We start from the raw sequence: 25,934 nt of genomic DNA on the forward strand, positions 1-25,934 counted from the left end.
CACCTACCATTCAATATTTTCGATTTTTTTAGGAGTTGGGTTTATATCTATACTGCTGACTTGAGCATTTCTCATACGAATAACACGGTCAGCGATAGGAGCAAGGGCGCTATTATGTGTGACAATAATAACGGTTGTTCCTTGATTACGACACATATCTTGCAATATTTGTATGATGTGCTTTCCAGTTTCAGAATCAAGTGCTCCAGTTGGTTCATCACAAAGTAGTATTTTGGGATTTTTTGCTACTGCTCTTGCGATAGCTACGCGCTGCTGCTCACCGCCAGAAAGTTGAGACGGGAAGTTATTTACACGTTTGGCTAATCCGACCATACTTAACGTTTTTACTGGTTCAGCAGCATTCGCTACGATTTCAGAGGCCAGTTCAACATTCTCTTTTGCAGTTAAATTTGGCACTAGATTATAAAATTGAAAGACAAAACCAACATCTTCTCGACGATATTTTGTCAGTTGGGTAGCGTTATAATCAGCGATGTTTTTTCCATCGACGATAACTTCTCCTGTATCGTTGCTATCCATTCCTCCCAGTATATTAAGAATTGTAGATTTTCCAGCACCTGATGCACCAAGAATGATGGCAAGTTCTCCCTTTTCTACTTCGAAATTGACATTATAATTAGCTTTTATTACCGTATCTCCCATTTTATAGTTTTTTGAACTATCTTTTACCTCGATGTAACTCATGAATACACACTCCTTATTTAGACAACGTGTTGATTTTAATCACTCGCTCAGTATATAATCATCTTGAGAAGCATGCAATAAACACTTGGTTGAAGCGTGTCCATTTAAGGAGGAGACTAATGAAAAAGCGGAATACACCAACGAAACAAGAAATAAAAAAATCTTTCATTCAGCTATTACAAACAAAAGGGTTTGAGGGAATGACCGTAAGTGATATTGCAAGAGAAGCATCCATCAATCGAGGGACATTTTATTTACATTATCTTGATAAATACGATTTAATGGATAAATTGGAGAAAGAAACGATTTATGATTTAGAACAAATATTGTTGAATGATACGCCTAGTTCTTCAGACAATCGTCATACTGAGTTGATTCCTTATGACTTAATACTAAAAGCGCTTGAATATGTACGCGCTGATTTCGCTTTTATTTCTGCGCTATCTGGAAAAAATGGTGATCCAAGGTTTTCTGAATTGGTGAAAGATGTGTTGGGAGAGATGGTCGATGCAAAAATGAAAATGTCAGGCACCTCTAAATTCTCAAAGCCTCATTTACCTGAAGACTATGCCACCGAAATTTTACTTTCTAGCGTGGTATCTATTATTATGTTATGGATCAGAAAGGGCGGCCTTGAGGAACCAAATGAGATTGCGGCGATGATTGAACAAGCGAAGAAAATTCCACCTTGTCAATTATTACTATGAGAGTGTTGGACAAGTGAAGGAAATAATTCGCGATAAAAAGTGTCTGCACTTTCCCTTTAAGGTATTTCGTGATATAACATTTCAGTATTCTGTCGTAAAAACAGAAGAGACATCATAAGGAGCGATCGCATGGTCACATTGAAATCGAGTAGAGAAATTGAACAAATGAAAGAATCTGGCGCTATCCTAGCGGGTATTCATAAGCAGTTACGAGAGATTATCGTTCCTGGAATCACAACGAAGGAAATCAATCAGTTTGTCCAAGAAAGAGTCGAAGCGGCAGGTGCCACCGCAGCTCAAATTGGCTTTGAGGGCTATGAATTTGCGACCTGTACGAGTGTGAATGACGAGATTTGCCATGGATTTCCTTCGAATTATCGATTGAAATCTGGGGATGTCTTGAAGGTTGATTTTTGTGTCGATTATCACGGTGCGATTTCTGACAGCTGTTGGACATATGCAGTCGGCGAGATCACACCAGAGCATCAAGCGTTGATGGATGTGACCAAGGAAGCCCTAAGACTTGGAATTGAACAAGCGCAGGTGGGAAATCGTGTGGGTGATATCGGCCATGCTATTCAAACCTATGCAGAAGGAAAAGGCTATGGTGTGGTACAGGACTTTTTAGCACACGGCATTGGCCCAACGATCCATGAAGAACCCTTTTTTCCACACTTCGGAACATCTGGGAAAGGCCCACGCTTAAAAGAAGGCATGACGATCACGATTGAACCAATGATCACAACAGGGACATGGGAAGCAGGCATTGACGGCAATGGTTGGACGGCTCGAACGTTAGACGGCAGCTACTGTGCGCAATATGAGCATTCCATAGCAATTACCAAAGAAGGGCCAGTCATTATGACGGAACAAGACGCGTAAGATTGAATAAACAGGAAACCAAACAACGGTTTGGCTTCCTGTTATTTTTATATATTCAATTGCTTTCGAAAAAATTTAACAAATGGGTATTTTTGTTTAATTAAAAGGTTTATTTTTCGGGTAGGATAAATTATTTCTTTTAAACTATTTACAAAGTTGTTATTTTAGTTATATCATATTGAAAAGAAAGTATGTTAAGTGGAGGGGTAAACATGGAGGCAGTGAAATTAGGGCAGCGACAAATATTTTTAATGAAGAAGGAGAACTTAACCAAAAGAGTTCAGCTTTTTTATGCTAAGAATAAAAATATGGAACATTTCATTCAGTACATGGTCGCTATTCTCGTACGGGATTCTCTTAGCAAGGGGACCTTTACTGAGCCGTTAAAGAATCTGATTCGTGAAGTGTATCTGACATTGGAGCCCAATGACACCATGCGCCAGTATAGCCCTTTTTTCAAAGCCTTCTTTAACGGAAGCGAATGGAAGCAGCTGATTAAAAAGCTGTTCAAAAATGAATCCGCTTATTTTGCCTATACGGAAGAGGCCCGTTTATATAGCAGCTATTTAGAAGAGTCGGGGACACTTAATAATCGCAGAGAGGGCCTGATTTATCACGTAGAAACGATCTTTGAAGACGCTGAAGGGAAAAAGCATAAGCTAACGATTCCGGATACGGATCCCACCAAAGATGAAGCGTTGACTGCAAATATTCTACGAACATTGTCCACTTTGACAGTTTTTGAAACTGGCGGTGTCCGAAAATTTGTTGAATTCATCAGCTACAAAACGCCAGGCATGACCATTGCTACAGCCTTCAATAGCAGAAAAGCAGAGAAAGCTGCTCAAGCTGTAAAAGAGGAGAAAGATGAGGCTGGGACTGTTTCAAAAAGAACAAAACAAGACAGTGCAGAAAAGAAAGCTGTTCAAAAATCAGCGGACAGAAACGCAAAAATTCCGTCATTAATAAACGGCCATAAAACGAATAAGGCTGCGAAGATGGAACCCTCAGTAAAAGAAAGTTCTGATAAAAATGATACCGCTACCATCACAAGCGAGAAAAGCGCGCTTTCGTCTAATACGGATCAAGCAGCTGAAGAAACATCAAGGGAAAAGTCAAACAAACCAGATTTGTCATCGCCAACATCAGATAATGCTCCTAATCTCTTTGGTAAAGTACGATCACAAATAAAAAAGGGGCGAGAAGACCGACGGCTGAAAAGAGAGATCGATAAACTGATGGGGAATAAGAAGAAAAAGAAAAAGCGGAAATAGTGAATGAGTGAATAGAGTTGATTTGATATTTAGGAAAGGGATTCGTACCTTCAGCAGCGTCTTTCTACGCCTCATTTTTAGACAAATCGTCAAAATAGTCTAATTTTTCGAAGGGGCGAGTGCGTCTTGTTTTCAATAAATTTTTCCTGCTGGTATGCTGAAATTAGATTATCAGAGGAGGGAACATCATGAGATACACGAATGGAAATTATGAAGCTTTTGCTAGACCGAGAAAACCAGCAGGTGTTGACGAGAAGAGTGCATATATCGTTGGAGCCGGATTGGCTGGCTTAGCGGCGGCTGTTTTTCTGATCAGAGATGGCCAAATGAAAGGGGAGCGAATCCACATTTTTGAAGAGCTTTCCTTATCCGGCGGTTCGTTAGATGGAAAATTTATTCCCCATGACGGCTTTGTGACACGTGGTGGTCGCGAAATGGAGAATCATTTCGAATGTTTATGGGATCTTTTTCGCTCAGTGCCATCGCTGGAAGTAGAAGACGCTTCTGTTTTAGATGAATTTTATTGGTTGGATCATGATGATCCTAACTCATCCAATTGTCGTATCATCCATAATCGCGGTGAACGTGCGGAAGACAACGGCGACTTTACCTTGTCGAAGAAAGCGCAAAAAGAACTGGTCGATCTATTTATGACGTCAGAAGATCAATTGATCGGTAAGAAAATCGAAGATGTCTTTGGTGATGAATTCTTTGCGTCGAATTTTTGGTTGTATTGGTGTTCAATGTTTGCCTTTGAAAAATGGCATTCTGCAATCGAAATGCGCCGCTATGTGATGCGTTTTATCCACCATATCAAAGGGTTGCCTGATTTTACAGCCTTGAAATTCACTCGGTACAATCAATATGATTCTTTAGTCAAACCGTTATTGTCCTTCTTGAATGATCATGGGGTCGATTTCCAATATGAAACGAAGATCACGAACATTCAAGTTGATGCGACTCCTGACAAAAAAGTAGCGAAGAAGATTCAGTTAACCCGTGCAGGTAAAGCAGAAGAAATCGACTTAACTGAAAAGGATCTCGTTTTTGTGACAAACGGTTCGATCACAGAAAGCTCCACAGAAGGTGATCATCATACGCCGGCGCCAATTACTCACGAATTAGGCGGCAGCTGGAATTTGTGGAAGAATTTAGCGAAACAGTCTGATGAGTTTGGGCATCCAGAAGTTTTTTGCGACAATTTACCTGATGAAAGCTGGTTTGTTTCTGCAACAGTTACTTGGGAAAACTTTGATATTGAACCGTATATTTCACGATTGACGAAGCGTAAATTACGGACGGGAAGAATCGTGACTGGCGGAATCATTACGATCAAAGACTCGAATTGGTTGATGAGCTTTGCGACGCATCGTCAGCCTCATTTTAAAGAACAAAATGACCAACAAACGGTTACTTGGGTCTATGGGTTATTGTCTAATACCCCGGGAAATTATATCAAGAAGCCGATTGAACAATGCAGCGGGCAGGAAATCGTACAAGAATTGATGTATCACTTAGGTGTACCGGAAGAAGATATCCAGAAATTCTCAGAGAAATCCTGTGTCGTAACACCGGTCTATATGCCGTTTATCACGTCTTATTTCATGCTGCGGGAACCTGACGATCGTCCATTAGTCATTCCTAACGGGTCAGAAAATCTAGCCTTTATCGGAAACTTTGCCGAAACGGAACGGGATACGGTCTTTACTACAGAATATTCTGTTCGAACAGCAATGGAAGCTGTCTACTCCTTCTTAGATATTGAACGCGGCGTACCAGAAGTTTTCGCGTCAGCGTATGATATTCGTACACTGGCAAATTCCGTTTACTATTTGAGTGATCGGAAGAAGCTTTCCGAGATGGATCTGCCTTATGTAGAGAAAAAAGTGCTGGGTCACTTTGTTAAGAAAGTTGAACATACTTATATTGGTGATGTATTGAAGGACAATCATTTATTATAAAAAGAAGGTTCACTTTCTTTCTAATAAGGTAGGAGTATTCCCTCTGTTAAATACAATGTAAAAAATGATCACTATAATAATCTCATTCTCCTAAAGGAAGCTTCTTGGAGAATGAGATTTTTTTAATATGAAAGCCTCTTTTGTAGTATAATTTTAATCATAAAAATAAGGAGGGCAACGGATGATCAAGATAGCAATTGTTGGATATGGAAACTTAGGGCGCGGGGTGGAGCGAGCATTAAAACAAAGCGCAGATATGGAATTAGTAGGAGTCTTCTCAAGAAGAAATCCAGCAACCGTTCAAACAGATGGCGCACCTGCTTTCGCGATGGAGGAACTAATCGCGCAAAAGGGAAAGATTGATGTCTGCATTTTGTGTGGCGGTTCGGCGACTGATTTGCCGGTCCAAACACCAGAAATCACTAAAAATTTCAATACCATCGACAGCTTTGATACGCACGCGAAAATTCCTGAGCATTATGCAAATGTCGATCAGGCAGCGAAGGAAAATCAAACAGTCTCAATTATTTCGACAGGCTGGGATCCAGGGCTGTTTAGCTTGAATCGCTTATACGCGGAAAGTATTCTGCCGCAGGGAGATACGTATACTTTTTGGGGCAAGGGTGTTAGCCAAGGGCACTCAGATGCTTTACGCCGAATTGAAGGTGTCACGGATGCGATCCAATATACGATTCCAAAAAGTGAAGTCATTGAGAAGTTAAAAGCGGGGGAACAGCTGGAGCTGACGACACGCGATAAACATCTACGCGAATGCTTTGTCGTTCTTGAAGAAACGGCTGACGAAAAAGCGATTAAAGAAGAAATCGTGACGATGCCCAATTACTTTGATGAATATGATACGATCGTTCATTTTATTACTGCGGAGGAATTGAAGCAAGATCATCAGGCGATGCCTCACGGTGGTACAGTGCTGCGGACAGGAACCACGCATGAAGACACTAAACAGGTAATCGAGTACAACCTGCAGCTAGAAAGCAACCCGGAGTTCACAGCGAGTGTCCTGGTTGCCTATGCAAGAGCCTGTGCGCGATTGGCAGAGGAAAAACAATTCGGTGCTTTTACCGTATTAGATATCGCACCGAAATATTTATCACCTGTCGATGACGCGACTTTAAGGAAAGAATTGTTGTAGGAAAAACGTATTCTGGTTTGTTCATATGACGAATAAAAGGATAAGCCATCAGATATTTTGATATATCTGGCGGCTTTTTTAATTTTAGGAAGAATGATTGCCTCTCGTCCTATATTTAGTGAAGAACTAAAGCTTATTTTACTGTTCGTATTCTGATCGTAGGAGCGTTGTTAATTGGCTAAACTTAATTTCATGTATCTATATAACTAGACCAACGACTTCTTCGATTGGTCTTTATTTGTCGTATACGCAATTTTTTCCCGTATACGACGAACTTTGATCCACTCCTCCAAATCTGGTGTAAGCTTGAATCAACCTATTGAATGCAAATGCATCAAATAGGAAAAAACATATAGGAGGACATACATTATGTCAGGAGCAATTACAGTCACACCCGAACAGCTGAAATCACAGGCGAAGGTTTACCAACAAGCCTCAGCACAAATCGAGGATGCGATTCGCAAGGTCAATTCCATGAATCAAACGATTTCCCAACAATGGCAGGGGGAAGCCTTCCGTGCTTACTTAGAACAGTACAACCAATTAGAAGGCAACGTGAAACAAATGGAAGAGTTGTTGGAGAGCATCCACGGACAATTGAACAAATATACGGACACAGTGGCAGAACGCGACCGTCAAGATGCTGGATCATTCGGCTTGAACTAAGTGGAGTGTGGAGCGCCAGTACTTTATGTGCTGGTGCTTTTTTCAAAAAGGAGTGAAGGGTATGGCAGTAAAAAGTAATCTGGGTGTTGCTCAACAGCGAGCCAGTGCGTTGAAGAGTGCGGCAGGCAGCTTAACGGCAGGCGGTACGCCTACAAGTGATTCTCAAACAACCGTTTCGGGAAACAAAACGGCGCAAGAGGCGATAACATCGACGTTTAACGCTGTGAAAAAAGTTACTGAGGCCGTCAATAGCGCCTCCAGCAATATCAACAGTGTGGCGAAAAACTTTGAAGCAATCGATCAGGCAGGAAAAGAATTATTCACAAGGAAGATATTATGATGAGTGAAAAACGATTAGATGCAATCAAAAGTGAGAAAAAAAGTCTCACCAAAAAACAAGAAGACCTTTATCAGCGTCAGCGAACATGTGAGCGATTGACAGACGGTATCGGTTCCTATTTTCGTAAGAATCAGCGACTAATGCAAAAAACACGGGAACTCTTTCGCAAGAATGATGACAGTCGGGTCTTTGACGAGGTCTACGCCCTGTTTACACAAGATTCAGGACAAACAATGATGGCATTAGGCGATGAGAAACGAACATTAAAGCGCCAACAACACTTACTAGAAGAGCAGAAACAAGCCCTAGTCAAGGAAGAGAAAAAACTAGACAGCAGGGAGAAACTCGATGAGCATTGATATGTATGTCAGTAGTTCGCAAGAACAGGCGACCAGCGTCAACACGATGTGCCAAAAACAAATCCAAGGCTACCAGCAACTACAACAAGCCATCAACCAGTTCGTCATGAGCAGTGCCGAACTCCAAGGGAAAACCTATGACTCCGCAAAGCAATATTTTTCAGCGGTTTTACTTCCCTTAGCTAAAGGTGGTATGCTTTTATCTGAGGCAGTTGCAAAAGCGTGCCAGAAGTTTCCAGATGATTATCAGTCACAAGTAGATAGTGCGGATTTAAAATCCTCTGAATTAGAAGAACAGATCAAGCAATACCAACAGGGTATTGACATGGCAAATGCGATCCTTCAGACGGTTTCGAGTAGCCCGTTACCTGATCCGACGAAGAAAACCGTATTAGATTCAGTCAATAATGTCAAAGACGGACAGGAAAAAGCGAAGAAGAAACTAGAGGAGAAGCTAGAAAAACTGAAAGCCTTTGATGCGTCTTCACCATCGATTTTTTCTGAGATTGTAGCATTAGAATCGGCGATTAACAGGGGAGCAGCACAGGCTGCCACCTGTTGGAATGGTGCTACTGGCATGTTTACAATACCCAAAAATATGTCGTGGGTAGATGAAATTAAAAGTTATGAAGATAAAAAGCGTAATGCCAAGAAGGAAGAAGAAAAACAAAAAAAAGCAGCAATAAAAGAACTGAACGATCTGATTAAAAAGAATCCAATCGCTGCTTTGGATAAAGTTAGAAATAATGATAAACTGTTTGGATACGTTATCGCAGCGTTAGACAAATTTCCTGATTCATTTCAGGACATGGTTCTAGAAATTTTTATTATGCATGAAAATTGGAGTTTACTACCCAAGAAGGCAGTGACAAGTTTGTTAAATAGTCCCAAGTTTGCTTTCTATATGAACAAATTGTCAACGAACCAGCAAGCACTTATCTATAGAAATCTTGCTAAATTAAGTGACAAGGGTTGGGATGTATTTGCACCAATGAGTTATGCTGTAGGGATTCTGTCTAAAACGTCAAAAGGGGCGAAAATAATCGAAGGAACGAAAGTTGGGCTGACAGCATTCAAAAAACTAAAAAGGGTTGCTGATTTTATAAAAGCCCATCCTGCTGTTCGTGAAGGGTTAAGTTATGGAGGAGATCTTGCGACAGTAACTGCTTATGCATATGAAGAATATTGCAATCCAGAAAGTCCAGCTTATGGTGATTTGAGTAAAGCATTTTATGGGGGAATTAACTTATTTATGTTAAATGCGGGGGTATTGGAAGGATTAGACTATGGTGGACCTGTGGGGGCTCTAGCAGGATTTGCGAACTCTGTAGTACAAGGAAAGATTACAGTTTGGCCTGACAAAATCTTAGGATTTGATTTACCTGGAAAAGAAATAAAGACTCCGGGATTAGGTTCTGAAAAGGCCAAACGAGAGTGGATAGAAAAGCAGTATAAACAATATGGGAAACATAATAGTAGCCCAACTGATAAAAATTATCGTACTGGAGTACAACCTGAGAGCGGGAGTCCTAGTTTCAATCCGAGTACCAACTACACACCGAAATAAAAAGAAAAAGGTGAGAGAATGAAAGGCATTTGGAATTTGGTGAAAGAAATCCCTTTATCGAATATCCTATTAAGGAATTCCTATCAAGAAGTTTTAGAAATTTTGGAAGATTCTAACAAAGGAATTCTCTCGAGAAAAGTAAAAGTTTATTTAATGTCATTTATTGGATGGCTCATAAGCTTAATCTCAGCTGCAAATTGGGTTGTTTTTCCGATATGTTCTACACTTATTCTAGCTGTTAATCTATTTTTATATTTAAAGAGTAAGAACTTTTTTAAAAATGCGGCTTATAATCTTGCTATGTTCATTAATTGTCAGACGGTTGTCATTTTTTATATTGCTTCTTTAGAGGTTACAGAGAACAGATCACTGAATAGAGGAATATCAACTATATACATTCTGATTAGTTTTCTATTGGTATTTTTTGTAGCAAAAACCAAATTATTAGAAACTTTACAAGTATTCTATGTTTCAAACAAAAAGAATACGCACAAGATTCCTATCAAAATTGTTAAAAAAATTTCAATATTCATAACGATTTTTATTGTCTTGTTAGTGGCAGGGATGCAGTTTTATCGTTTGAATAAATGGTGGTTAAGAGGAATCAATTCAGATGCTTTGTCTGGGTTAAATGGGACTCTTTTTGGCAATATCATTTCCATTTTGGCGGTAATCATAGGACTTACTTTATTAATGTTAGTTACCTTGACACCAACTGTTTTATTGAATAGTAAAGTCGTTGTTACAGGCTTGTTACTTCGCAAATACTCTGAAGAAGTTCGTTTTGAATATGATTTTACTGAGGAAGAATGGTATGGGGAGATGGACTGAAGTATCTAATAACATCTGTAAAGGAAATTCAATAAAGATATTCTTTTAGAGAAAAATCAGAGATCAATCGTTTAAATGGTTGGACTCCTTATTCAAATATGGATGCCGAGGCTTATCGAAGAAGGTAAGTCTTTTTTCCAATCCAACCATTCGATTATTTAGCAAAAGTGTGGTAAATTTATGCCCCAAAATGATAGGAGGGGTGAAAGCCATGCAATTGACCCAAGAAGTAGTACTGCAAAAGCTTTATAACCTAATATTGAATCCGAATACGCGCGAATGGGAGCGTTACTTGCTGACAACGGCTAAAAATGGATTGGATGAGCCTGCAAAGTTCAATGAACAATTGGCTAAGCTGGAAGCGGAATTGCGACCATTGGCGCTGCGAAATAATCTGACGCCGGACGTGGCTGATTTTTTATCAGGCGATTACAAAAAAGGAAGCAGGCATGGAGCAGTCTGTAAAAGAGCAGCATTTTATTTCAGAACCAGCCTATCATGAACGAGCGATTTTTGCTGGCGGCTGCTTTTGGTGTATGGTGGAGCCTTTTGAGACATGGCCGGGGATTGTCTCAGTTTTATCTGGGTACACTGGCGGGACTGTCGATAACCCAAGCTATGATCAAGTCAGCAGCGGTGCGACCGGACATGTCGAAGCCGTGGAGATTATTTACGATAACCGGTTTGTCAGCTATCAGGAGTTAATGGATCTCTATTGGCAGATCATCGATCCAACGGATGCCTTTGGACAATTTCAGGATCGCGGTGCTCAATACCGTCCGATAATTTTCACGACAAACGAAGAACAACGGAAAATTGCCGAGAATAAGAAGCAAGCAGTCATTGATTCTAATCGGTACAGTAAACCAATCGTGACAGAAATCAGATCCGCAGAAACCTTTTGGCCCGCGGAGAATTATCATCAAGAATTTTACAAGAAGCAGCCGAAGCGCTATAAGGCCATTAAACGCGAGCGTCAACAATTTTTAACCTATCAACACTTAAAGGGGAAAATACGCGAAGGATGGAGTCGCAGGAAAAAGGGTTAGAGAAACTCAGTAAAAATCTTTTTTTACGGTTGACATTGTTGTTAGAAGCGATTATAGTGAATACATACCAACCGAATGTATGGATAGGAGATAGAATGTATGGCTCGAAATAAATACCCAGAAGAAACAGTCAATAAGATTATAGAGGTATCTATGCAGCTGTTTTTAGAAAAAGGCTATGAGCATACGTCGATTCAAGATATCGTCAATAATCTTGGCGGCTTATCAAAAGGCGCGATCTATCATCACTTCAAATCGAAGGAAGATATCTTAGATGGAGTAATGGATAAGCTGTATCAAAACAATGAGAATGAACTCGAGCATATCAAACAGCTTGAAAAAAATAAAAGTATGAACGGATTAGAAAAGCTGCAGTCGTTATTCACATCGGCTTTAGAGAATCCACGGCAGGATGATATGTTTCAAATGGCGCCAGACTTTTTGAAAAATCCTCAAATGCTGGTAATGCAGCTAGAAGGCATTTTCAAAGACTCCGCCCCTCATTATGTACAGCCGATCATTGAAGAGGGGATCGCAGATGGATCGATTCAAACAGAGTATCCGAAAGAGCTAGCAGAAGTGATTCTACTATTGATAAATATCTGGTTGATTCCATTGATTCATGACGATGATCCAAGCAGTGTCGTTAATCGCTTCGCTCTATTCCAAGAAATGATGGCTAAACTGGGGATTGAAGTTTTCAACGAAGACGCAATTAAACGTTTGGAAAAATTTCGCAAATTGTACGAACAAAAAAAATAATCTCTGCCTACAAAGGCAGTTTTATTTTAAAGTTATACATACCGTCGTTCGGTATTAAATCGTAGTATTCGTTTTTATCAAATATGAAACGTCTAAAATAAAATCAAAAATAAGAAGGAGTGTTTAAAATGGAACAAAAAATGAGTAAAAGAAATGGGTATCGTACAACTGGTGAGGAGCAAAAGGAAAGAGGCGTAATGGAACGACTTGGCAGTGGCCTTGCAGTAATTTTTTCTGGGATCTTTATTTTACCGATCTTGACTGTATTGACAGGAGCTTTTGGAATGATCGGGATTGGTCTGCCAGTGGTTGCTGTGATGAATCTATTTGGCATTCTTCATATTCCTTTTAATGTCTTATTCATCACCTTGACAGGAATGCCGCAAGTGTTCACTGGAGTTATTGTAGGGATGATTTTCATTGCTTTATCTTTCTTATGTGGCGACTTGTTGAAAAAATACATGGCTATTGCCAAACGAACGTTTTAATATAGGGTATTAAAGTTGCTAATTTTATTCATTTAGGATGAACACAAACACAGAGGAGAAATTCTCTGTTTTTTTGTCTTCTTTCGCCAAAAAACTATGATATCAAAAGGAAGTCGATATAAATTTTATTCAAATAGGAGCGGTAGTTTCAAAATTTCGCCTTAGAAAAATTCCAAAGAGTAGTTGTTATCAATCTGAACAGAATAGCTACTTCCCTTTCGTAACATGCAGAAGACAGTATTTTTATATATGAACAATGATAAAATAGCTTTAATAAGAACTAGCAAGTCTTTGAAAGGGGGATTTGATGTTTGTTCATGAATTAAAGCTATCGGAAATAGGCAATCGCTTGGAGTATCCTTTCGGTGTTTTTGCTATTCAGGAGATCCTGCGCAGGGGCGGCCTGTCGTTTGAAAAACCAGTGACCTTTTTATCAGGGGATAACGGAACAGGGAAATCCACAATTTTGGAAGCGATTGCCGTTGCTTATGGGATTAATCCAGAAGGAGGCAGTCAGAATTTTAACTTTAACACGGTAGAAAGTCATTCGAATTTGCATGAATCAGTTTGTTTAATTAGAAAAGGAAAAATTCCAAAGACCAAGTTTTTCTTACGTTCAGAAACGTATTACAATGTGGCCTCGGAATTAGAGGAGCTATCAAGAGATCCGATCGAAGGAGGGTTAGCCTTTGCTTCTTATGGTGGAAAATCTTTGCATACCCGCTCTCACGGAGAAGGCTTGTTGTCCATCATAGAAAATCGTTTTGGCAGGGAGGGCTTTTATCTTTTGGATGAGCCGGAAGCGGGTTTGGCGACAAGTAGACAATACACCCTATTGCAGGAAATTCATCGGTTGGTCAAGGCTGGCAGTCAATTAATTATAGCCACCCATTCGCCGATATTGATGGGCTATCCAGAAGCGACGATCTATCAGTTTTCTGAAGCAGGTTTAGAGAGTTTGCCGCTAGAAGAAACGATTGCTTTTAAGGAAACGAAGCTCTTCTATGATGATCCCAACCGCATGCTGTATTACTTGCTAAATTAGTCAGAGGCTTTCTTTTCCCTGTTGAGCTGGTCAATGCTAGAATTATTCTTAGCGGGATTCAAGGAGATGGGAAAGTGAAGAATTTGAAAAAATATGGCTTCTATTTTTTACTAGTAGGAGTGATCAGTGATTTTTTAACTCCATATATTTTAGGACTTTTTTATCCAGAACTCGATCAAATGACGGACGTAATGAGTTTGTTTGGTGATGTTGGAAGCCCAGTTCGTACGGCCTTTTTAGTTTGGTCAGTGGTTGCCGGGTGTTTTTATGTTCTCTCTTTGTCGGCGATTTACGCAGCATTTCAGGCTATTTCTAAACCATTAGCTGGCTTAGCTGCTGCAGCGATTGGCTTCTATGGAATCGGAGATTGTATTTTTACGGGCCTATTTAGTGTAGATACCGCAGATGCCCAGTGGAACGTTTCAACTTGGGTACACAATATCGGCTCGGGGATCGGCTATGCTGGCTTTTTACTTTTTCCGTTGATTTTGTATTTGATCTATAAGAAGAAAAAGGATGACCAAACGAGTCGCCGATACCTCTTTTTCTTCTTACTTAGTATTGCAATAGCCGCAATTTATGGGTTGGCACGCTTGCCTCAATTGAATCCATTCACTATTTTCAAGCAATTAGGATTTTGGCAACGGGTGAGTTTTGTTTTTAATTATTTGCCGATCATTTTCATGTGTTGGCGCCAGATAAAACAAAAAAATAATTAAAAATATTTTTTTATCTGAAAAATAAAGTATTTATGACGAAATGATTTGTATTAGGAACTCAAGACCGATATGATAGAAGAAAGTCTTTTAATAGTTATTCTAAAGGAGAGAAAGATGAAAAAGTTGAAATTGGTTATGGTTGTTGCCTTTGCATTGGTTCTTTTTGCAGGATGTAAAAAGCAGGCACAGGATGAATTTTCTGAAGAACTAGTGAAGCAGGGGGAAATGAATGCAGGGGAATACTCTGCTGTGATTGATAAAGTATCAATAGAAACAAAGGATGCCGATGCACCGACGCGTACAATGATTGATATGGCAGCAAAAATGATTAGCGGAACAAAAATCACAGGTGATTACCAACAAGATAGTGAGAAGGAATTAGTGGCAACGACTATGTCCATTGATGGATTAGGACAGAAGCTGCCTTTAACGCTATTTATGGATGTAAAGAAACAGTCCGTCTATATGAGTACAGATTTTATGACGGAATTAGTAGACATCGCAAAAGAGTTCAACCCAGATGTTCCATTTGACGCGAAAGAATTTGAACAGTTAAAGGGTAAATACATCTATGCGAATGAGGAAGATCTAGAAAAAAGCGGAGACAAGAAAGATACTGATTCCAAGAGTGAAGCTGTTAGTCCAACATTAGTTAGTGATTATATAGCGACTTTAGATCCGGATTCTTTTGAGAAAGAGGGAGATACGCTGAAGCGTACCTTCACCAAAAAAGACATTCAGAACTTTATCAAGTATGCAAAAGAAAACGGAGATAAAGAGGCCAAGGAGCTTGTCAAAGAACTAGAAAAAAATATGGATGATTTAACTGAGTACAAACAAACGACAACCTTGAATACGAAAAAACATACACAAAAAACAACAATGAGTCTCACAATGAAGGACGAGGATACTACTGCTCAAATAGGCTTGACGCTAAATAATCAAGCGAAAAATTCAGATAAAAAGATCAAATTGCCTAAGAAAGCTGAAACAATCTCAATGGAAGAATTTCAGGAAATCGTTGAGACTGCGCAAGAAAATAATTCTCTGGTCTCAGAAGAAGACTTCAATGATTTGCTGGATGCGATCAGAAGTAATGGAAGTCAATTGTCTCAAGCAGAAATTGAGCAGATCAAGGAGACCTATGAACCTTATTTGACAGAAGAGCAGTACAAACAATTAGAAGAAGCTTTGGATCAGGCAAGTCAGATGGCAGCCTAGCATAAAAGGATCAATCATTTTACATGATTGGTTCTTTTTTTACGGTCTTCTGCATGGTAAACTTATGGTGACGACAATCACATGAGAAAGAGAAGAGGCGGTTTTGGTCCGGCGCACTACTCATTACGCAACTGAATTAATTTAGTGAAACGTGGAAAAGGATTCTGACATTGAATAAACTGAAAATTTTCGAAAGAAAAGACAGTTTATTTGGTGTGCAGAAAATTTCCACGTTTTTTTGTTGTCTGTTGGATTGTCGTCAGGTAGAAAGAGGAGTAGAAAATGATCAATAAGTTGAAACGAAATATCCCAATATTCAGTACTAGCAAGGATTCCATCTGGTTAGACGAGCACCTGGCACCGCAAATGCTGGCAGCCCATTTGGATACAGCGTCTGATGGGGCTACGAGAAGGGAAGAATATATCAACCAATCCATGTGCTGGCTGACCGAAAAATGTCCGGTGCAGGAATTTCCGAAGCTGTTGGATCTTGGCTGCGGTCCAGGAATTTATGGGGAAAGATTTTATGAAGCAGGCTATCAGGTAAGCGGCATTGATTTTTCAGAATTGAGTATCGCCCATGCAAAGAAATCTGCGGAGGCAAAGAATTTCGCCATTAATTATCAATGCAGCGACTATCTAAAGGAAGACTTAGGACAGGATCGCTATGATCTGATCGTCTTGATTTATTGTGATCTGGGGGTATTTTCGCCAAAAGACCGGAGGTGTGTCTTCCAAAAGGTTTATAAGGCTTTGAAAAAAGGCGGACGATTTGTTTTTGATGTTTTTACGCCAAGTAAGTATGAGACTTTTGAGGACAAGCATACGTGGCAGCTAGAAGAAGAAAATTTTTGGACAAGTGAGCCGTGCCTGCATTTATCTGCTCAAAAGAAGTATCCAGGGACAGCGACCTATTTGGATCAGCATTATTTGTTGTATCCGGATTCCTTCAAAGAATTTTTTATTTGGGAAACGGTCTTCACTGAAGCAGAGCTGTCAGCGGAATTGGAAGCAGCTGGTTTTACCACGATGGAGGTCTATGGAGATATTCGCGGCGCACAGCCTTCTTCTGATTCTGAAACCCTTTGTTTTGTAGTGGAAAAATAGGATTTCCACGTTTTTCCTTGCTATAATGGAGAAATAACGAAGCAAGAAGAGGTGGACAGATGAAAACAATCGGACTATTAGGCGGCATGAGCTGGGAAAGTACAGTGACCTACTATACGCGGATCAATGAATTGATGAATCAAACATTAGGCGGGCTGCATTCAGCCAAGATCAAGTTGGCAAGTGTAGACTTTGAAGAGATCGAGCAGTGTCAGGCGAAAAATGAATGGGAAAAAAGCGGGGAGCTTCTTGGGAAAGAGGCGCAGCAGCTAGAGCAGGCGGGGGCTGATTTTCTATTGATTTGCACCAATACCATGCACAAAGTCGCACCGCAGATCGCAGGTCATATAGCCATTCCGATTCTGCATATTGCTGATGCGACGATCGCGGAATTACAGGCCAATAGAATTAAAAAAGTTGCGCTTCTAGGGACCAAATATACGATGACACAAGAATTTTATAAGCAAAGGATCATTGATAGCGGGATCGATGTCTGGATTCCCAACGAACAAGACATCGAGATAGTGAATCAGATTATTTTTGATGAATTGTGTCATGGAAAAATTTTAGAAGCGTCTAAAGAAAGATTCATCGCAGTCATTCAGGAGGCTATTGCCGCAGGTGTAGAGGGGGTCATTTTAGGCTGTACCGAAATTGGTCTGTTGATTCAGCAAAAAGATGTCACGATCCCTGTTTTTGATACGACGGAAATTCATTCGCAAAAGGCTGTTGAACAAGCCTTGGTAGAATAGCTGAGGCCCATGATGAAAACCATTCTTTTTGCGCCGGCAACATTTAATTTGGCAGAAACGACGCGCATGATTGAGATTGCGAAGGTTTTACGTCAGGAGTACCATTGCGTTTTCTGCGGATTCTCTAAGACCTATTTAGAATTGATTAAAGAAGAGAATTTTGATGTTACGTTAATGCAGCCGACACTGACAATTCAGCAGGAGAAGGCGATCATACAATTTGATCAAGGAAAAAGTTTGAAAAATCCATTTACCAGCGAAATCGTTTCGGAACGAGTAGAAAACGAACTAGGGTTGTTGAAGCAGCTCGCTCCTCGTGTCATTATGACTGGCAGCAATGTGACGATGTTCTTATCTGCACGTATCAGCAAGATACCGTTGGTGTATGTCAAACCAATCGCGATGTCTCGCCCGCACTTTGATCATGAAAAGGGATGTATCATTCCAAGCCAACTTAATAAGGCGTATCTCCCAGCAACTGCATTGTGGCACGTCTTTCTCAAAGTGGCGAAACACCTAACTTGGAAACCAAGAGCATTCAAAAAAGCAGCACGAAGCTACAATCTTCCGCTGCCTAAGTATACGTTGGATCTGCTGGATGGGGACTTGAACTTGATCACCACCCATCCAGCTTTTACGACGGAAGTAACGTTCCCCGATAATTACCAATCGGTGGGACCGATTTTTGCCCGATTACCCTATGTGATGCCAACGGAGGTTCTTCAAGTAATAGAGCGGGCACGTGAAAGCAACCGATCAGTGGTGTATTTCGCTATGGGCAGTTCAGGCAATCGATCACTGGCTGAAAAGCTTTTAAGGTATTTCGAACAAACCGATTTTGAGGTGATCGCCCCCATAAAAAGCTATATACAGGAGCAGGCTGTGCCAAGCAATGTCCATGTATTTGACTGGCTGCCGGCGCTTGGTGTTTCTGAATTAGTGGATTTTTCAGTGATCCATGGTGGTGAAGGCACGGTCCAAACCGCTTGCTCTTCAGGCAAACCGTTTATAGGAATCGGGCTGCAATACGAACAGGAGGTCAATGTCGCTTATTGCGAAAGATTCGGCAATGCCGCCGCAGTCAGTCCAAATAACCTTTCAGCTCAAGCATTGGAGCAAGCGATTAGACACATTCGTACCCCTGAGATGCAGGCAAAAGCCCAAGAGATGAAACAATTAATGCAAAAAGTAAACGGGGCAGAGGCCACAGCCGAAGCAATCAAGGAGCATTACCTTTAAAATAGACAAATAAAGACATCCAGCTTTCAACAAAAGCCGGATGTCTTTTTAACGAGTTCGTTTTCTCATGAAGAGACCAGCGATCAATCCCAATGCGCCACAACCTAGAAGCGTGACGATTGTTACAAAGCTCATCTCAATAATAGAATATACATTGGTTTGGTTAGCAACCAAGTTGGTTACGACGACTGCTGGAATCGCTAATAAAGACGCAATTCCTAAGCAAGAGCCCATATTCCAATGCAACAGTTTTCGAATGCCAATGTTAATCCAGAAATATGCGATCCAAGTCAACGCGATAGGTAAGCCTATCGGCCGTAGCCAGTAAATCGGCGCATCCAAAAAATAAGTATTTACGGTTCGTTCCAGCACCATGAAATAAGGAACGACTAGCACAGTGAAGATTGAAACGAAATGAATCACCCGCGCATTCTTACTAAAAAACAAAGCATCCAATAGCATCCCAGCAAAGATCAAACTGCTTCCTACGATACGAAACCAGGTAAACTGATGATCAATCGCTAAGTTTGTAACCGCTGTTATCCCAAATGCTAAAAAGAATAAAATCCATAAAAGCTTCCTGCCCCAACTTCCCTTTTTATTCGACTCGTTCATTTATTTTCCTCCTTCCTCCTGCTAAACAGAGTGGACGTTTTATGCCCTTTTCTTAAGTATAGCAGTCGAAGGATTGATTGCTATCAGACTTATGTCCTATTTTTGATATAAGTAGCTTTAAAGAAGAGGGGAAGTATCGGTTAGAATTAAACATTTATGCTAGTGTTATCATCAAATAATGTGTATAATTTTGATGAACGAAGATATCATCTAAAATGTTAATTATTTAATTAATAGATAATAATCTGATGGAATAATGTTGTAAATGAACGAAATGTTTATCATTTATAAATTAAATAGAAATCGTTAACATTATTGGGATATATAAAATTAGTAGGAGGAAAGGGACGATGAAAAAGTTTTTGTCAGGTGTTTTTGTTTCAGTTGCCTTGTTGGTTGGTGGCGTACTATTTGTTCAAGCGGAGGATGCGGACGCGGCAACGTTATTGAGAGTTTATAACCCAAATTCAGGTGAGCATCACTATACAGCAAATACGAATGAACGCAATCATTTGGTGAAGGTTGGTTGGCGGAATGAAGGGACGGCTTGGGAGACGCCGGCTAAAGGAGCGGCAGTCTATCGCTTATACAATCCAAACAATGGGGGCGACCATCATTACACAGTCAATTTGAATGAAAAAAACCATCTGGTGAAGGTTGGCTGGCGTTACGAAGGAATTTCTTGGCAATCAGGCGGTTCAGTTCCTGTCTATCGGTTATACAATCCTAATGCAAAAACGGGGACGCATCATTACACGCTACATGCCTATGAGAAAGACCATTTAGTAAAAGTCGGTTGGCGTTATGAGGGCATTGGTTTTTATTCTACAAAGGCTTCATCCGGCGGCAGTACGAGTTCAGGTGTCACGCCTAAAAAAGTAGATGTGAATATCACCGGTCTTGGCGGTGTGGAGAAAGGCGTGTCAGGTTCCTATCGCCTATTGTATTCAAACAAGCCTTTTGATCAAGCCAATTTAAGCGGAAATGCTCGGATTGATTTTTCAGCAAATGTGACGATGACAGGAAATAAGAGCGACTACGAAATGCAGTTTGTCATTGCCGGAAATGGAAAGGCCTGTGGTCAAGTTGGGGTAGGGTTGCATTACCAAGCAGGCTCAGATGCCAATTTTGCCCAAGGGAGAATTAATACAACGAATATCAACTTCCCAGCCAATGCAGGGGTTTATGGTCAACAATACTATTCTGTGAATACAAATGCCCCGCGGATCGCTAATGGACAAACAGTACATCTTCGGGTGAAATACTTTGCATCCGGTTATATGCAGACGTTTGTTAATAATACACTGGTAGGACAATACAAGACGAACCTGACAGCGGAAGGGGGAGCCTATATTTTACATGATACGACCAACACGCCAGTCAAAATACGTAATCTGAAGGTTCTGAGAGATGGAAAAGATGTAACAAAGAGTGGGCGTCCATCATTCACAAACACGAATTATGATCATTCAAGTGGGTCTGTATCAGGAGCGTATTAAAAGAATTAGTCACTTATCATAACGAAGTTAAAAACAGGCAAGCAATTCTGGTAAAGAACTGCTTGCCTGCTTTATGTTAGTTTACTGCTTTTGTATCTGCTTCTGTCTGGGCCATTTTTGCTGTTACATGTTCATCAATTCGTAGAAATGGCAGGTAGATGAACACACTTACTGCGATGATGATGATTTGAAGTACCGCAGCGCGCCAATCGCCTCCAGTGGCTAAAAATCCTGAAATGACAGGAGGTGTAGTCCAAGGTATCTGAACAACAACATGGTTGATCAACCCCGCAGCTGTTGCAAAATAGGCAGTGACCAATGAGAAGATAGGTGCTAAAACGAAAGGAATGATCAGACTCAGGTTAAAGACGATCGGCAGTCCAAATATAATCGGCTCACTGATATTGAATAAGGCTGGTGTTACTGATAATTTAGCGAAGTCCTTATAATCTTTTCGGCGACTGAAAATAAAAATCGCGATCAATAAAGCAATGGTATTTCCAGAGCCGCCCATAACGGCGAAGGTATCTTTAAAAGCCATATTAATAATATGAGGAATTTGTTCATGGTTCGCATAAGCCGCCATATTTTCCTGCATATTCTGTAATAAGAAGGGATCAAGTAACGAACCAGAGATAACGGCTTGATGGATTCCGAAGCCGAAGAACAAGTTTGCGATAGATGTGATCAAAACAAAGCCAGGAAGTCCCGTAGTTATATGGCTTAAGGGTCCAGTGATTGCTTTAGTAATCAGACCATTCACATCCATATTAAAGAGTTGGTTCACTCCAAATGAAAGAAAGGCAAATACGGTAACAGTAATCATAATCGGAATCAATACGTTAAATGATTTCAATACGGCGGGAGGAATATTTCCCGATAGTTTGATCTGCAATTTTTCATTCGTAGATAATTTGATGAACAACTCAGTAGCTAAAAGGCCAACGAAAATACCGACAAACATCCCTGAAGCCCCAGTATGAGATCCAGGGATAACCCCTGTGACTTCGATGGCTTTCGTCACGTTTTCCGGAGTAAACATTGTTTTCATCGGGGTTAATACTATGAATGTTGAGATGGAAACTAAAACGGCTGCAATATGATTGGTATAATTTCTGCTGACACACATATGATATGAAACTGCAGCAACTACTAATAATGTAGTGATACTCAACGTCCCGTTAGCGATTGACATACCGATTTCTTGGACCTTCATCAAGGTTGCGGGACGAATGATATTTCCCATGAATCCGGTTGGTTCTAAGATAACGTAGTTGATTAGAGTGACGAACCCGGCCAACATCATAAAGGGCATGAAGGTTGCAAATGCGTCACGCAATGTTCTCATATGAATCTGGTTTCCGAGCTTCGTTGCGATGATTCCGAAGCGTTCAAAGAGCTGTTCCTTCTTATTAGTTTTCTCCACGTTAAAGTCTCCTTTTTGCATTGAATGTATTTATCAAGTGAAAGCACTTTCTTATTCACATAATAAAACGAATCACGGATAAAGTAAATACTTTTTTGAAAAAATATATATTTTTGTTTTTAGCAATAAAAAAAAGCCGAGAAATTCGGCTCTTAAACTTAGTTTTCTACAAAAACAGCTTCAAAGATAAAATCTTGATACAAATGCCGCGTGATAGAATATTCAAAAGGTGTCCCATTCGCCAATGAAACACTTTTTTCCACCTCAATCATGAAATCTCCAATCTCGATTCCTAAAATTTTCGCATCAAATTCTGTTGCCAATACCCCTTTCATCCAAACGTGAGAGGCATTGATTTCTAAGTGCAGCTCATCACGGATATAGGAATACACTGATTTTTTCAGATGCTTTGGCTCTAAGCCAGGAATAATAGAGAGGGGCATAAAGGTTTGTTCTAAAGAGTAAGGCTGCTGATCAACAAAACGACTGCGGATGATATTATATACGTAGTCTCTTTCGTTTAGTTGCAGCATTTCTGCAACCTTTTTCGAGGGCAACTCAATTGAAAAGGTATGGATCTCAGAATCAACATGATCTTCTCCAACCACACTCATCAGCCCTTCGCTAGGGCCAAAAACCTTTGAATTATCAATGGGTTTACGCAAAACCTCTGTTCCAAAACCGCTTCTGCTATGTAGAACGCCTTCAGAAACCAACATATCCAAGCCCTTTTTAACGGTTAGCTTACTAGTGTTATACTTTTTGGCCAGTTCTGGGCCAGTCGGCAGTTTTTCACCGATAGCGTAAGTGCCGTCTTCGATCTTTCTTTTTACATCTAAATAAACTTCCATGTATTTTGCATTCTTTCTCATTTTGACCTCCTTTAACAGCTGACTAAAGATATAAATAATTATATACCTTTACAGAGTATTATCAATGGTTTTACAGATAAAGAAATAATTTATTTTTAAAAGTATATATTTTTTAAATAAAAACTATTTCATTTCTGGTGTTGGGATGTTATGATGAAATGGCATTCAAGAATGGAAGATTTTCTTAATTGGAACTTGATCGTTTTCAAAGGAAAAATATTACATGGATTTCCTTAATAAAAAGGAGGACACAATGAACAAACAGCAATTGACATTTCCAAAGGACTTTTGGTGGGGATCTGCATGGTCAGCCGAACAATCAGAAGGACGTGGGGAAACAGGAAAAGCAGAAACTGTATGGGAACGATGGTATAAGGAGCAGCCCTATCGGTTTTATCAACGAATCAGCTCAGAGACGACAACAGATCACATTCATCGCTACAAAGAAGATGTCCAGTTGATGAAGCAGACAGGTCATAATTCTTTTCGAGTATCGATCTCTTGGGCACGGATGTTTCCATCAGATGGTATCGGGAAAGTTAATTCAAAAGCGATTGCGTTTTATCGTGATCTATTTACAGAAATGAACAACAATGGGATTAAGGTGTTTGCCAATTTGTATCATTTTGATATGCCTGCTGCTTTACAGGATCAAGGTGGTTGGGAGTCGCGTGAAGTAGTTGAGGCTTATGTGAACTTTGCGGACACATGTTTTAAAGAATTTGGTGATCTAGTGTATCATTGGTTCACTTTTAATGAACCATTAGGCCCCATTTTAGGTTCTTATTTAGAAGATTTTCATTATCCGAATATCATTGACTTTAAACGCGGTGCTCAGGCGGCTCATTTCACCGTTCTGGCACACGCAAAAGCGATTGCTGCTCATAAGAAGCGACAGTTGAATAGTAAAATCGGCGTCATCTTAAATTTGAGTCCAACATTCCCACGAAGCCAAAATTCAGCGGATAGAAAGGCGGCAGAAATTGCTGACCTGTTTTATGTACGCAGCTTCTTAGATCCAATGGTTAAAGGCGATTATCCAGAAAAACTAGTATCACTTTTACGAGAATATGACCAATTGCCTACGGATTATACGAAAGAGGATTTGGTTTGCATCAAAGAAAACACCACCCAAATTTTAGGTTTGAACTATTATGAGCCACGACGTGTGAAAGCGCGCTTAACTGCTATCAATCAGGAAGGGCCTTTTTTACCAGATTGGTTCTTTGAAAACCACGTGATGCCTGGACGACGTATGAATGAGTATCGCGGTTGGGAAATTTATGAAAAAGGTATCTATGATTTATGCATGGATATTAAAAAAAATTATGGAAACATTGAAGCATTTATCTCCGAGAATGGTATGGGGGTAGCGAATGAGGAACGTTTCATGGATGAGGAAGGAAAAGTAATCGATGACTACCGTATCGATTACATTCAAGACCATTTAGCTTATTTATGGAAAGCCATCGGTGAGGGCTGTAACATCAAAGGGTACCATTTGTGGACGTTCATTGATTGCTGGTCGTGGATCAATGCCTATAAGAATCGCTATGGGCTAGTCTCGCTTGATTTAAAGACACAAAAACGAACAATCAAAAAAAGCGGTGAATTCTATAGACAGCTCAGTGACCAGAATGGGTTTGAATATGATGTGGATCGACTGATATGATCTAAGAAACCAATCTGAAAAGATTGGTTTTTTTTAGTGAAATTTGTTTTTTCTGAGCTATATGGTGTTGTAACCATAAGGAAACTTCTTTAAAATTTTTATTGAAAAAGAAATTTAGGAGGAACAACAGATGAGTCAAAAAATCTTGGCAATCGATATTGGTGGAACAACGATCAAAAGCGGGTTATGGGAAAAAGAAGTTTTAACAGAGCTAGTTAGCATTCCAACACCAAAAACTTGGGATGGAATGAAAGCGTATTTAAAAGGATTAGTGGAAGAGCATCAAATTACGGATGGCGTGGCGATCAGTGCGCCAGGAGCAGTTCATACTGAAGAGGGAGTGATCTATGGAGTCAGTGCGGTTCCTTATCTTCATCGCTTTCCAATCAAACAAGAATTAGCAGAGTTTTTGAATGTGCCGGTATCTTTTCAAAACGACGCGAATTGTGCGGCACTCGCAGAGATTTGGCAAGGAAATGCGAAAGGATTGGAATCGGCAGCGCTTATAATTATTGGTACTGGAATCGGCGGTGGCATTGCAATCAATGGAAAATTACGTGCAGGAACAAACTTATTTGGCGGTGAGTTTGGATATCAAATTATGGATCTGGAGACGCTAGAAACATTAAGCGATTTAGGGAGTCCCGTAGCGATGTCGAATCGTTTTTCTAAACAAAAAGCAGACGGTAAAAGTTATACCAGCAAAGAGATTTTTGACTTGGCAGAAGCAGGGGATGAACTGGCACAAGAGGCGATCGATAAATTTTATCATGCGTTAAGCATCGGTATCTACAATATATTGGTATCGCTGGACCCAGATCGAGTATTGATTGGCGGAGGTATCTCGACACGGGAAGAGTTATTATTGACTATTGAAGAACGTGTGCAGCAGTTATTGCAGATGAAAGGAGCAAAGGAATTGAAGGCATCTATACTGCAATGTAAATTCTTGAGTCAGGCGAATTTAATCGGAGCTGTTTATCAATTTATAACAGAATATGCCTGATAATAGTACTTTTTCTA

Annotated in this window: 25 protein-coding genes and 1 pseudogene; 22 read left to right on the forward strand and 4 right to left on the reverse strand. The window is 40.1% G+C overall.

Annotated features, from left to right (window positions below):
* Window positions 1-3: 3 nt before the first annotated feature.
* Window positions 4-705: an ABC transporter ATP-binding protein gene (locus J9537_RS02445; RefSeq protein ID WP_218256606.1), complete on the reverse strand. Its 702-nt coding sequence runs from the start codon at window positions 703-705 to the stop codon at window positions 4-6.
* A gap of 119 nt (window positions 706-824) precedes the next feature.
* Here J9537_RS02445 and J9537_RS02450 point away from each other — a divergent pair, with 119 nt between their 5' ends.
* From J9537_RS02450 to J9537_RS02540, 19 genes and pseudogenes are all read left to right on the forward strand, one after another.
* A complete protein-coding gene (locus J9537_RS02450; RefSeq protein WP_218256607.1) occupies window positions 825-1,412 on the forward strand; it encodes a TetR/AcrR family transcriptional regulator in 588 nt (195 codons plus the stop codon).
* 129 nt (window positions 1,413-1,541) lie between these two features.
* Entirely contained in the window at window positions 1,542-2,294 is a 753-nt protein-coding gene (map, locus tag J9537_RS02455; RefSeq protein ID WP_218256608.1) for a type I methionyl aminopeptidase, read from the forward strand.
* 212 nt (window positions 2,295-2,506) lie between these two features.
* The gene (locus J9537_RS02460; RefSeq protein WP_218256609.1) at window positions 2,507-3,568 is read left to right on the forward strand and encodes a hypothetical protein; all 1,062 of its coding nucleotides are present in this window, start codon (window positions 2,507-2,509) and stop codon (window positions 3,566-3,568) included.
* A gap of 188 nt (window positions 3,569-3,756) precedes the next feature.
* Window positions 3,757-5,529, forward strand: a complete 1,773-nt coding sequence (locus J9537_RS02465) for an oleate hydratase (RefSeq protein ID WP_218256610.1) — start codon at window positions 3,757-3,759, stop codon at window positions 5,527-5,529.
* 181 nt (window positions 5,530-5,710) lie between these two features.
* Window positions 5,711-6,682, forward strand: coding sequence for a diaminopimelate dehydrogenase (locus J9537_RS02470; protein WP_218256611.1), 972 nt, complete (start codon window positions 5,711-5,713; stop codon window positions 6,680-6,682).
* 369 nt (window positions 6,683-7,051) lie between these two features.
* Window positions 7,052-7,348 carry a WXG100 family type VII secretion target gene (locus J9537_RS02475; protein ID WP_218256612.1) on the forward strand — a complete coding sequence of 99 codons (297 nt, stop codon included), beginning with the start codon at window positions 7,052-7,054 and terminating at the stop codon, window positions 7,346-7,348.
* Between the two features lie 61 nt (window positions 7,349-7,409).
* Window positions 7,410-7,688 carry a TIGR04197 family type VII secretion effector gene (locus J9537_RS02480; RefSeq protein WP_218256613.1) on the forward strand — a complete coding sequence of 93 codons (279 nt, stop codon included), beginning with the start codon at window positions 7,410-7,412 and terminating at the stop codon, window positions 7,686-7,688.
* Window positions 7,685-8,047, forward strand: coding sequence for a DUF3958 family protein (locus J9537_RS02485; RefSeq protein ID WP_218256614.1), 363 nt, complete (start codon window positions 7,685-7,687; stop codon window positions 8,045-8,047). The genes J9537_RS02480 and J9537_RS02485 overlap by 4 nt, the downstream gene beginning before the upstream one ends.
* Window positions 8,037-9,614, forward strand: coding sequence for a T7SS effector LXG polymorphic toxin (locus tag J9537_RS02490; RefSeq protein WP_218256615.1), 1,578 nt, complete (start codon window positions 8,037-8,039; stop codon window positions 9,612-9,614). Before J9537_RS02485 ends, J9537_RS02490 begins: the two co-directional genes overlap by 11 nt.
* A gap of 18 nt (window positions 9,615-9,632) precedes the next feature.
* Complete coding sequence (locus J9537_RS02495; RefSeq protein WP_218256616.1) at window positions 9,633-10,445, forward strand: hypothetical protein; 813 nt, start codon at window positions 9,633-9,635, stop codon at window positions 10,443-10,445.
* A 211-nt stretch (window positions 10,446-10,656) separates the two neighbouring features.
* Window positions 10,657-11,494 (forward strand): annotated as a pseudogene (gene msrA / locus J9537_RS02500) (peptide-methionine (S)-S-oxide reductase MsrA).
* Window positions 11,495-11,593: 99 nt separating this feature from the next.
* Entirely contained in the window at window positions 11,594-12,256 is a 663-nt protein-coding gene (locus J9537_RS02505; RefSeq protein ID WP_218256617.1) for a TetR/AcrR family transcriptional regulator, read from the forward strand.
* A 128-nt stretch (window positions 12,257-12,384) separates the two neighbouring features.
* Window positions 12,385-12,744 carry a hypothetical protein gene (locus J9537_RS02510; RefSeq protein WP_218256618.1) on the forward strand — a complete coding sequence of 120 codons (360 nt, stop codon included), beginning with the start codon at window positions 12,385-12,387 and terminating at the stop codon, window positions 12,742-12,744.
* 307 nt (window positions 12,745-13,051) lie between these two features.
* Window positions 13,052-13,789 carry an AAA family ATPase gene (locus J9537_RS02515; protein WP_218256619.1) on the forward strand — a complete coding sequence of 246 codons (738 nt, stop codon included), beginning with the start codon at window positions 13,052-13,054 and terminating at the stop codon, window positions 13,787-13,789.
* 74 nt (window positions 13,790-13,863) lie between these two features.
* Window positions 13,864-14,508 carry a DUF998 domain-containing protein gene (locus J9537_RS02520; protein ID WP_218256620.1) on the forward strand — a complete coding sequence of 215 codons (645 nt, stop codon included), beginning with the start codon at window positions 13,864-13,866 and terminating at the stop codon, window positions 14,506-14,508.
* A gap of 114 nt (window positions 14,509-14,622) precedes the next feature.
* Entirely contained in the window at window positions 14,623-15,729 is a 1,107-nt protein-coding gene (locus tag J9537_RS02525; protein WP_218256621.1) for a hypothetical protein, read from the forward strand.
* A gap of 282 nt (window positions 15,730-16,011) precedes the next feature.
* Window positions 16,012-16,836, forward strand: coding sequence for a class I SAM-dependent methyltransferase (locus J9537_RS02530; protein WP_218256622.1), 825 nt, complete (start codon window positions 16,012-16,014; stop codon window positions 16,834-16,836).
* A gap of 59 nt (window positions 16,837-16,895) precedes the next feature.
* Entirely contained in the window at window positions 16,896-17,588 is a 693-nt protein-coding gene (locus tag J9537_RS02535) for an aspartate/glutamate racemase family protein (protein WP_218256623.1), read from the forward strand.
* A gap of 9 nt (window positions 17,589-17,597) precedes the next feature.
* Window positions 17,598-18,827, forward strand: a complete 1,230-nt coding sequence (locus J9537_RS02540) for a glycosyltransferase (protein ID WP_245001279.1) — start codon at window positions 17,598-17,600, stop codon at window positions 18,825-18,827.
* A gap of 48 nt (window positions 18,828-18,875) precedes the next feature.
* Here J9537_RS02540 and J9537_RS02545 read toward each other — a convergent pair whose 3' ends face one another.
* Window positions 18,876-19,442: a hypothetical protein gene (locus tag J9537_RS02545; RefSeq protein ID WP_218256624.1), complete on the reverse strand. Its 567-nt coding sequence runs from the start codon at window positions 19,440-19,442 to the stop codon at window positions 18,876-18,878.
* Window positions 19,443-19,792: 350 nt separating this feature from the next.
* Between J9537_RS02545 and J9537_RS02550 the strand changes: the two genes are divergently transcribed.
* A complete protein-coding gene (locus J9537_RS02550; protein WP_218256625.1) occupies window positions 19,793-20,941 on the forward strand; it encodes a hypothetical protein in 1,149 nt (382 codons plus the stop codon).
* A gap of 76 nt (window positions 20,942-21,017) precedes the next feature.
* Here J9537_RS02550 and J9537_RS02555 read toward each other — a convergent pair whose 3' ends face one another.
* Complete coding sequence (locus tag J9537_RS02555) at window positions 21,018-22,367, reverse strand: PTS sugar transporter subunit IIC (RefSeq protein ID WP_218256626.1); 1,350 nt, start codon at window positions 22,365-22,367, stop codon at window positions 21,018-21,020.
* 158 nt (window positions 22,368-22,525) lie between these two features.
* Window positions 22,526-23,239, reverse strand: a complete 714-nt coding sequence (locus J9537_RS02560) for a GntR family transcriptional regulator (RefSeq protein WP_218256627.1) — start codon at window positions 23,237-23,239, stop codon at window positions 22,526-22,528.
* Window positions 23,240-23,492: 253 nt separating this feature from the next.
* On the opposite strand from J9537_RS02560, the gene J9537_RS02565 reads away from it, so the two are divergent.
* Both J9537_RS02565 and J9537_RS02570 read left to right on the forward strand, forming a co-directional pair.
* Window positions 23,493-24,911: a glycoside hydrolase family 1 protein gene (locus J9537_RS02565; RefSeq protein WP_218256628.1), complete on the forward strand. Its 1,419-nt coding sequence runs from the start codon at window positions 23,493-23,495 to the stop codon at window positions 24,909-24,911.
* Between the two features lie 130 nt (window positions 24,912-25,041).
* On the forward strand, window positions 25,042-25,917 hold the full coding sequence (locus tag J9537_RS02570) for an ROK family protein (RefSeq protein WP_218256629.1): 876 nt from the start codon (window positions 25,042-25,044) through the stop codon (window positions 25,915-25,917).
* The last annotated feature ends 17 nt before the right edge of the window (window positions 25,918-25,934 follow it).

Origin of the sequence: Enterococcus raffinosus (genome assembly GCF_019175485.1) — a bacterium.
GTDB classification, from domain to species: Bacteria; Bacillota; Bacilli; order Lactobacillales; family Enterococcaceae; genus Enterococcus_A; species Enterococcus_A raffinosus.

Bases quoted from the DNA above. Each gene is read 5' to 3' on its own strand.
- J9537_RS02495 (WP_218256616.1), top strand. From the start codon at position 9,633: ATGAAAGGCATTTGGAATTTGGTGAAAGAAATCCCTTTATCGAATATC.
- map (WP_218256608.1), top strand. From the start codon at position 1,542: ATGGTCACATTGAAATCGAGTAGAGAAATTGAACAAATGAAAGAATCT.
- J9537_RS02505 (WP_218256617.1), top strand. From the start codon at position 11,594: ATGGCTCGAAATAAATACCCAGAAGAAACAGTCAATAAGATTATAGAG.
- J9537_RS02545 (WP_218256624.1), bottom strand. From the start codon at position 19,442: ATGAACGAGTCGAATAAAAAGGGAAGTTGGGGCAGGAAGCTTTTATGG.
- J9537_RS02560 (WP_218256627.1), bottom strand. From the start codon at position 23,239: ATGAGAAAGAATGCAAAATACATGGAAGTTTATTTAGATGTAAAAAGA.
- J9537_RS02530 (WP_218256622.1), top strand. From the start codon at position 16,012: ATGATCAATAAGTTGAAACGAAATATCCCAATATTCAGTACTAGCAAG.
- J9537_RS02540 (WP_245001279.1), top strand. From the start codon at position 17,598: ATGATGAAAACCATTCTTTTTGCGCCGGCAACATTTAATTTGGCAGAA.
- J9537_RS02475 (WP_218256612.1), top strand. From the start codon at position 7,052: ATGTCAGGAGCAATTACAGTCACACCCGAACAGCTGAAATCACAGGCG.
- J9537_RS02550 (WP_218256625.1), top strand. From the start codon at position 19,793: ATGAAAAAGTTTTTGTCAGGTGTTTTTGTTTCAGTTGCCTTGTTGGTT.
- J9537_RS02525 (WP_218256621.1), top strand. From the start codon at position 14,623: ATGAAAAAGTTGAAATTGGTTATGGTTGTTGCCTTTGCATTGGTTCTT.
- J9537_RS02510 (WP_218256618.1), top strand. From the start codon at position 12,385: ATGGAACAAAAAATGAGTAAAAGAAATGGGTATCGTACAACTGGTGAG.
- J9537_RS02480 (WP_218256613.1), top strand. From the start codon at position 7,410: ATGGCAGTAAAAAGTAATCTGGGTGTTGCTCAACAGCGAGCCAGTGCG.
- J9537_RS02490 (WP_218256615.1), top strand. From the start codon at position 8,037: ATGAGCATTGATATGTATGTCAGTAGTTCGCAAGAACAGGCGACCAGC.
- J9537_RS02565 (WP_218256628.1), top strand. From the start codon at position 23,493: ATGAACAAACAGCAATTGACATTTCCAAAGGACTTTTGGTGGGGATCT.
- J9537_RS02470 (WP_218256611.1), top strand. From the start codon at position 5,711: ATGATCAAGATAGCAATTGTTGGATATGGAAACTTAGGGCGCGGGGTG.
- J9537_RS02465 (WP_218256610.1), top strand. From the start codon at position 3,757: ATGAGATACACGAATGGAAATTATGAAGCTTTTGCTAGACCGAGAAAA.
- J9537_RS02450 (WP_218256607.1), top strand. From the start codon at position 825: ATGAAAAAGCGGAATACACCAACGAAACAAGAAATAAAAAAATCTTTC.
- J9537_RS02460 (WP_218256609.1), top strand. From the start codon at position 2,507: ATGGAGGCAGTGAAATTAGGGCAGCGACAAATATTTTTAATGAAGAAG.
- J9537_RS02515 (WP_218256619.1), top strand. From the start codon at position 13,052: ATGTTTGTTCATGAATTAAAGCTATCGGAAATAGGCAATCGCTTGGAG.
- J9537_RS02535 (WP_218256623.1), top strand. From the start codon at position 16,896: ATGAAAACAATCGGACTATTAGGCGGCATGAGCTGGGAAAGTACAGTG.
- J9537_RS02445 (WP_218256606.1), bottom strand. From the start codon at position 705: ATGAGTTACATCGAGGTAAAAGATAGTTCAAAAAACTATAAAATGGGA.
- J9537_RS02570 (WP_218256629.1), top strand. From the start codon at position 25,042: ATGAGTCAAAAAATCTTGGCAATCGATATTGGTGGAACAACGATCAAA.
- J9537_RS02485 (WP_218256614.1), top strand. From the start codon at position 7,685: ATGATGAGTGAAAAACGATTAGATGCAATCAAAAGTGAGAAAAAAAGT.